The organism is Acinetobacter sp. UBA2063 (assembly GCF_002333245.1).
Lineage (GTDB): Bacteria > Pseudomonadota > Gammaproteobacteria > Pseudomonadales > Moraxellaceae > Acinetobacter > Acinetobacter parvus.
This window is the reverse complement of sequence record NZ_DDAH01000116.1, coordinates 1-5,736: the sequence shown is the minus strand read 5'-3', so window position 1 is coordinate 5,736 and position 5,736 is coordinate 1. Positions and strand designations below refer to the sequence as shown.

Annotated in this window: 4 protein-coding genes and 1 pseudogene; 2 read left to right on the top strand and 3 right to left on the bottom strand. The window is 41.7% G+C overall.

What is annotated here, in order from left to right:
• Positions 1–168: 168 nt before the first annotated feature.
• A complete protein-coding gene (gene eat / locus B4H32_RS05095; RefSeq protein WP_004681101.1) occupies positions 169–1,590 on the bottom strand; it encodes an ethanolamine permease in 1,422 nt (473 codons plus the stop codon).
• Between the two features lie 181 nt (positions 1,591–1,771).
• On the opposite strand from eat, the gene B4H32_RS05090 reads away from it, so the two are divergent.
• A complete protein-coding gene (locus B4H32_RS05090; RefSeq protein ID WP_004681103.1) occupies positions 1,772–2,776 on the top strand; it encodes a phosphotransferase enzyme family protein in 1,005 nt (334 codons plus the stop codon).
• Positions 2,777–2,874: 98 nt separating this feature from the next.
• Positions 2,875–3,909 (top strand): AraC-like transcriptional regulator QhpR, encoded by a 1,035-nt coding sequence (gene qhpR, locus B4H32_RS05085; RefSeq protein WP_004681105.1) that lies wholly within the window; start codon positions 2,875–2,877, stop codon positions 3,907–3,909.
• A 68-nt stretch (positions 3,910–3,977) separates the two neighbouring features.
• On the opposite strand, the gene B4H32_RS05080 is transcribed toward qhpR, so the two are convergent.
• Both B4H32_RS05080 and B4H32_RS05075 read right to left on the bottom strand, forming a co-directional pair.
• Positions 3,978–5,321 (bottom strand): aspartate aminotransferase family protein, encoded by a 1,344-nt coding sequence (locus B4H32_RS05080; protein ID WP_004681106.1) that lies wholly within the window; start codon positions 5,319–5,321, stop codon positions 3,978–3,980.
• Between the two features lie 144 nt (positions 5,322–5,465).
• Positions 5,466–5,736, bottom strand: a pseudogene (locus tag B4H32_RS05075) (IS701 family transposase); the annotation flags it as partial.

The window sequence follows — 5,736 nt, the reverse complement described above, 5'->3', positions numbered from 1 at the left end:
AAACCATTTTAAAGCCTTCGACTTAACCTTCTTTTACATCAATAATGGCTTCATTTAATCTCAGCATACTTTTTAAAACACCACCAAATAATTTAATGAGCATTTAAGAATATCAAGCCCATTAAAAATGGGATTGATATTCTTAAAAATTAGGTAAATTTCACTCAACTATTCATCTCTGATTTCAATAGATGCAAACTCTTGTTCAGGCGTGCCTTCCACCAGATGATGTCTGCTATACAGCAGATAATACAGAATGAATAAACCATAAATTAGCGCTGCCAAACACCATACTTTTGGATTAACCATTAAACCCGCCACCACTGCAGCACAGGCCAAAACCAATGCTATACTTGAAGTGACGATGCCGCCGGGTGTTTTATATGGTCGTGCTAAATCTGGACGGGAAAAACGCAATTTAATATGCGACATCATCATCAACACATAAGAAATGGTGGCACCAAACACCGCAATCAAAATCAGCAAATCTCCTTCACCCGTTAATGACAATACAAAGCCAATTACCCCAGGAATCACAATCGCCCATTTCGGCGCTTGTTTATTATTGGTGAGCGATAATATTTTCGGTAAATAACCTGCACGCGATAGGGCAAACACTTGACGCGAATAAGCATAAATAATCGAGAAGAAGCTTGCTACTAAACCTGCTAATCCCACAAAATTCACAAAACTGGCAATCCATGAATGCTGTCCATAGACTGCAATTAATGCATCAACCAATGGTGCTCCTGAGTTTTTCACTTGCTCTGCACCCATCGCACCAGCACTTAAAAACAAAATCAGCAGGGCAAATGCAGCCAGAATCAACATTGAACCAATTAAACCACGTGGTAAAGATTTGACTGGATCTTTGGCTTCTTCAGCAGCCAAAGGCACGCCTTCAACTGCAAGGAAAAACCAGATTGCAAACGGGACAGCAGCCCAAATGCCCATGTAACCGAGAGGCAAAAATGAACTCGCCCCCTCAGTATTTGGCATTACTGCAATATTAAATAAATTGGCAGCATTAAAGTGTGGAACCATTGCCACTATAAACACCAGCAGCGCCACACAAGCAATTGCGGTAATGCCAAACATTATTTTCAGAGCCTCACCTGCACCTTTTAAATGAATTGCCATGAAAAACACATAGCAAAACAGATAAATCGGCCAGCCACCTATGCCAAATAAAGCTTCACAATAATTGCCAATAAAAACTGCAATTGCGGCAGGTGCGACTGCATATTCAATCAGAATTGCAGTCCCTGTAAGATAACCACCAAATTGCCCAAACGCCACTCGCGCAAAACTATAGCCCCCGCCTGCTGTTGGCAGCATGGTCGACATTTCTGACATCGACAAGCTCATGCATAGATACATAAATGCCACTACAATCGTAGCAACAAATAATCCGCCCCAACCACCTTGCGCAATACCAAAATTCCAACCTGCGAAGTCACCCGAAATCACATAAGACACCCCTAACCCCACCAACAGTAACCAACCGACGGCACCCTTTTTCAGTTGGCGTTGGGCAAAATATTCGGTGTTATCTGCGACACTCTCCGTCATTATCATTTCATTTTTCATGATGCTCGATCACCTTTTCACCAAATTCGACCACTTTAATATCGGTGAAATATCGGCTTTAAACTTGACAATAAATCATGAGCATAGTCGCTTGAAGTCAAGTTGCTCTTTTTTTTCTTTTATAAGATCAGCTCAAAGTCTGGGACTCCGCACCCAAGATCAGCATGAAAAGGAGTACAACATGAGCGTCCAACAAAATGAATATTTAAGCATTCAACAACTCTACGAATTGGCAAAAAAAGCCATGCAAACCTATCCAGCATGCTATCAAGGCGAGATCAAATTACTCTGCCAATCTGAAAATGCCACCTTTGTTGTGAAAACCGCTCAACAACAATATGCACTACGCATTCATCGTCCCAATTATCATTCCAAACAACAAATCGAAAGTGAACTAGCATGGTTAGATGCGTTAAATGCGCATGGCATCGCGGTGCCGATTGCCATTGCCGACTGTCATGGAGATAAAGTCCAAACATTGGCACTCAGTCCAGATATTTCAAGGCATGCAGTGCTCTTTCATTGGGTGAAAGGTGTAATGCCTACAGCAGATAATGTCGATCCATGTGATTTTAAGCAGTTGGGTGAAATCACAGCACAACTGCACCTGCACAGTAAAACATGGGAGATGCCAGCCTACTTCCAACGTATTGTTTGGGATCATGAAAGTATGGTTTTTGCCGATGGACATTGGGGTGACTGGCGTCATGCCCCACAGTTAAAATCGGTAGATCATGCCGTGATTGATGAGGCAATTTGCCGTGTTGCCACCGAGCTAAATCAATTTGGGAAGTCCAAAGATCACTATGGGCTGATCCATGCTGACCTCAGACTGACCAATCTGTTGTTGAATGAAAAAAAGGTTGGTGTGATTGATTTTGACGACTGCGGCATGGGCTGGTTTATGCATGACTTAGCTGCAGCAATTAGTTTTAATGAACACTATACTGCTGCACCCAAGTGGGTCGAACAATGGTTGAATGGTTATGAAAAAATTGGGCATGTGAGTGCAGAAGAGTATGCGTTGGTTCCCACCTTTATTATGCAACGTAGAATCCAATTGATGGCTTGGTTCGGTTCACATGCCTATACCGACATGGCCAAAAGTTTGGGAGCGCAATGGTCGGATGAAACTGTGCGACTTTGCAAAAAATATCTTAACAACCAAATTCCAGCAGGTATATAAAAAAATACCTGTAGGCAGAAGCAAACCGTAAAGCATTGAATGGCATAGCTCTTGCTTAATTTAGAACAATAACGGTTCTGTATTAAAAGAGGCTATGCATGATTCAATTTAATCCTCTCTCCATCAACGCTCAAGACATCAGCAACCAAGGCATTTTATCAGCTGCCGCGACAGGCCTAAGTGACTTTATTCTGCATAAAGGTGCCGATGTCGATCGCATTTTTGGGATCAGTGGTATTAATCCTGAATTATTGCTCAGCCCCACCCTCAGTTTGCAACTCACCAATTATTGCGAAGTCTTGGAACAATCCGCAAAACTATCACATTGCGATAATTTCGGACTGCATTATGGACAGCAATTTCATCCCAAAGCTTTAGGACTGATTGGCTATATTGGTTTATGTTCAGCATCGCTGGAAGATGCATTAAAGAACATGACCTCACATTTTAATCTGCATCAAAAAGATACTTTATGCCGTATGGTTGAAGTCAATGATGCCTATCGTTTCGACTACCAAGTCCAGCATGGTGCAATTTTATCGCGACGACAAGATGCCGAACTCACAGTGGGCATGTTTATGAATGTAATTCGTGAAGTCTTGGGCACACACTATTCACCACGCGAAATTCATTTTGAACACCCACGTCCCGAGTTTTGGCAAGAACACAGTAAACTGTTTAATGCATCAGTGTTTTTTGATCAGCCATTCAATTCAATTTTGATTGCCAAATCAGACCTTAAAACCGCAATGCCACAGTCAGACCCGTTGCTGCTCACCATGATGCTCGACACTTTAAAAATTCTGAATACGCAATCGCAGTCACAAAGTTTAACCAATCAAGTCCGTGCACACATTCAGCAAGATTTGATTCATGGTGAACCCAACTTGGAAAAAGTTGCACTAGATTTACATATGAGTCCATGTACCTTATCACGGCGCTTAAAATCACACGACATCACCTTTACTCAACTAATTGATCAAGTTCGTTATGAACTGGCCAAACACTATATTCAACAGAAGAATTTACCGATTTCTGAAGTAGCATTTTTATTAGGCTATTCCGAAGTCAGTGCCTTTTCCCGTGCATTCAAGCGTTGGTTTGGCTGTACACCACGCCAATTACGACATTAAGTGGTAAGACATCAATAAAAAAGAAACCCCGCTCATTGAGCGGGGTTAAATATGTATGACATTTAAGTTTATTTTTGCAGTTTACTTAAGGCTTGATCCAACGCTCCAACCAACCAATCAATATCCTTTTCTTGGAACACCAATGGTGGACGTAACTTCAAGACATTGCCATATGGTCCCGCAACAGAGGTCAGCACACGATGCGTATTACGCAATTCTTCAATCAAATCCAGTGCCAGAGCTTTATCAGGCATTTTGGTGAAACGATCTTGTACCAATTCGAAACCAATAAATAAACCAGCACCACGCACATCACCAACACAGTCATACTTTTCCATCAGCTTACGCAATTCTGTCAAAAGTAGACCACCAAGGCGCTGACTATGGGCTTGTAACTCTTCTTCTTGAATAGTTTTCAGCACGGCCTGCGCCGCTGCCATCGCCACAGGATTCCCCCCAAAGGTATTGAAATAAGGGATTTTTTGACTAAAGGCAGACAACACATGATCTTTCGCGAGTAAACCTGATACTGGAATACCATTGCCCATCGGCTTGCCTGTGGTAATGATGTCGGGCACCACACCATGACGCCCAAAACCCCAAAAAGAATCGCCTGTACGAGCAAAACCAGGCTGTACTTCATCAGCAATGAAAATACCACCATTGGCATGCACTACATCCACTGCTTTTTTCAGGAAACCAATAGGATTTGGCATTACCCCGTCTGATGAAAAAATGGAATCGGCTAAGAAGCCTGCAAACTTGATGCCATTGGCATTCATATCATCAATTTGTGCTTGAATTTGCGCGGCGAACCAGTCACCTAAATCTTCACCCTCAAAACGATATTGATCAGGTGCTGCCACCAAACGAGTTGTAGCAGCTAAGGTCTGTCCTGTACCAAGCGCAGGCGAACAGCCCGAAGTAAGATCACTAGTACCATGATAGGCTTCTTGCGACACAATAATACCCGTACCACCACTGTATTCACGGGCAATACGAATGGCCAAATCATTCGCCTCAGAACCCGTACACATATACATGGCTTTGTTAATTTCAGTCGGTGTGGTCGCTAAAAGTTCGTCGGTATAATCTAAAATGCGCTCATGTAAATAACGAGTATGTGTATTCAACATTTGCATTTGTTCATTTACGGCATTGATTACCGCAGGATGGCAATGTCCTATACTAGCGACATTGTTATAAGCATCCAAGTATTGATTGCCTGCAGCATCCCAAAGGTATTGTCCTTGCCCTTTTACAAGATGCACTGGGTTTCGATAAAACAAGCGGTAAGATTCACCTAAATTTTGGCTACGTCGATCGGTCAGTTTTCGGGTTTCAGAATCTAGTGCACTCGCATGCTCGGCACGGAAGCTATTGGTATCCATAATGGTAGATCGCGTATTCATCTACTATTCCTCTCTCACAAACTGTTTTTTAGTGCATTTGAATGATTTTTATATTGCACACTGCTCATTTTAAAGACTTGACTTTAGAGCGCGATATGTAATTTTTGAAGTCAAATCTTATAAGATAATAGGACTTACGCACTATTATTTATAGATTCTCTGTGGTAGCAGATGATTTTTATCGAGAATAAAGTCATCAATGAAGTTTTTGATCATTGGTCTAAATAATTTCTTCTGCCAACGATATATATTTTCAAAGATCCGCTCAAACTGGTTCTTTTGTATCTCAACGTAGGCCATCAAGGCTGAAAAAATATGATTCAAAATCAGTTTAGATCGTCTTACTTGAAACTTTTCAATATGACAAACCTGTTTAATCACCCGGTGATATTGCTCTATTTTCCAATGACTTGAA

What these genes read in the sequence shown, in the direction of transcription:
- B4H32_RS05090 (WP_004681103.1), top strand. Translation starts at nt 1,772, where the DNA reads ATGAGCGTCCAACAAAATGAATATTTAAGCATTCAACAACTCTACGAA.
- qhpR (WP_004681105.1), top strand. Translation starts at nt 2,875, where the DNA reads ATGATTCAATTTAATCCTCTCTCCATCAACGCTCAAGACATCAGCAAC.
- B4H32_RS05080 (WP_004681106.1), bottom strand. Translation starts at nt 5,321, where the DNA reads ATGAATACGCGATCTACCATTATGGATACCAATAGCTTCCGTGCCGAG.
- eat (WP_004681101.1), bottom strand. Translation starts at nt 1,590, where the DNA reads ATGAAAAATGAAATGATAATGACGGAGAGTGTCGCAGATAACACCGAA.